At 35.6% G+C, this 1,071-nt stretch carries 3 protein-coding genes; all 3 read right to left on the bottom strand.

Annotation, left to right across the window (positions count from 1 at the left end; all coding sequences use genetic code 11):
• Positions 1-12: 12 nt before the first annotated feature.
• The 3 genes from BN162_RS19170 to BN162_RS17515 all read right to left on the bottom strand — a co-directional run bounded on the left by BN162_RS19170 (position 13) and on the right by BN162_RS17515 (position 807).
• A complete protein-coding gene (locus BN162_RS19170) occupies positions 13-141 on the bottom strand; it encodes a hypothetical protein (RefSeq protein WP_261797867.1) in 129 nt (42 codons plus the stop codon).
• Between the two features lie 115 nt (positions 142-256).
• The gene (locus BN162_RS17520; RefSeq protein WP_020226439.1) at positions 257-538 is read right to left on the bottom strand and encodes a type II toxin-antitoxin system YafQ family toxin; all 282 of its coding nucleotides are present in this window, start codon (positions 536-538) and stop codon (positions 257-259) included.
• Complete coding sequence (locus tag BN162_RS17515; RefSeq protein WP_020226438.1) at positions 535-807, bottom strand: type II toxin-antitoxin system RelB/DinJ family antitoxin; 273 nt, start codon at positions 805-807, stop codon at positions 535-537. The genes BN162_RS17520 and BN162_RS17515 overlap by 4 nt, the downstream gene beginning before the upstream one ends.
• Positions 808-1,071 lie beyond the last annotated feature (264 nt).

The following is a 1,071-nucleotide window of genomic DNA, read 5'->3' as shown; positions in this document are numbered from 1 at the left end:
ACTTTTCCTTGATTAAGATCCCTGCTCTGCCTGCAGCTTGGCCATTTCCAGCTCCAGTGCCGCCGCAACGGAACGAACTGTCTGGACGGCCTTCTGCTGAATCTGCGGTTCTGCATCAGCCATGCAATAATTGATTCGCATAAATCCAAACATTCGTATGTCCTGATTAGAAAAGAAATTTCGCTAAAATTACAAAAGCTTTAGTACTGAGCAGAGTTGAGGGACACAATAGATAGTTTCTAAATATTATCAGCTCTTATAAATTAAATAAGTCCGAATGAGTTCCAGTGTCAACTAAAGTTAAGGTCAGAATCTCATCCTCTAATAAATAAATTAATAGCCAATTTGGCTGAATGTGGCATTCTCGAAAGCCTTTAAATTTTCCTTTTAATTCATGATCCACATTTTTTTCTTCCAATGCAATTCCGTGAAGTAGCTTTTCAACTACATCGTCTAATAATGCTATATCCAATCCACGTCGTTTTGCTAGTTTTAACCCTTTTTTAAATTTACTGGTTAATACTAATCGATAGATCATAAATCTATATCCTTTAACGCTTCTGCCAGACTATCATACCGTTTTGTCTTTGGATCGCGCGCAATTCGCCTTGCTTCTTCCATCGCCTCAATGACTTCCGGTTTATATTTTGGTAGCTCTACATTAAAGGGAAGTCCTTCATGTAAAACACACTGTTTTAAAAATATATTCATTGCGCTCGACATATCTAAACCAAGTTGTGAAAATAATTCTGCCGCCTGTTTTTTTAAATCTTCATCGATTCTGATTTGAGTAGGTACTGTCGCCATATTATCGCCTCCTTGTATATCAAGGATATATCATTTGATTTACGTTGTCAATCATTTATATATTTTTTATTTGATTTTTATCAATTCTTACGATTAGTCTTTCCAACGATCATTGATTAAACCAAAAATGATAAGAATAATCAGGAAAAAATCATTTCTTATGCTTATGCAAAAGAGATGGATCTCAACGAATCTTGATTTCCTTCAAAAAAGGCCTGTCCTGTTGCAGACAAGTCTTTTTTATTCAGTTGTGAGTTCTCCGTT

Origin of the sequence: Holdemania massiliensis AP2 (assembly GCF_000327285.1) — a bacterium.
Classification (GTDB): Bacteria; Bacillota_I; Bacilli_A; order Erysipelotrichales; family Erysipelotrichaceae; genus Holdemania; species Holdemania massiliensis.
Note: the sequence above shows the minus strand (reverse complement) of the source record. Positions and strands in the feature narration are given on the sequence as shown.

Coding starts and splice junctions, on each gene's coding strand:
- BN162_RS17520 (WP_020226439.1), bottom strand. CDS start 538: ATGATCTATCGATTAGTATTAACCAGTAAATTTAAAAAAGGGTTAAAA.
- BN162_RS17515 (WP_020226438.1), bottom strand. CDS start 807: ATGGCGACAGTACCTACTCAAATCAGAATCGATGAAGATTTAAAAAAA.
- BN162_RS19170 (WP_261797867.1), bottom strand. CDS start 141: ATGCGAATCAATTATTGCATGGCTGATGCAGAACCGCAGATTCAGCAG.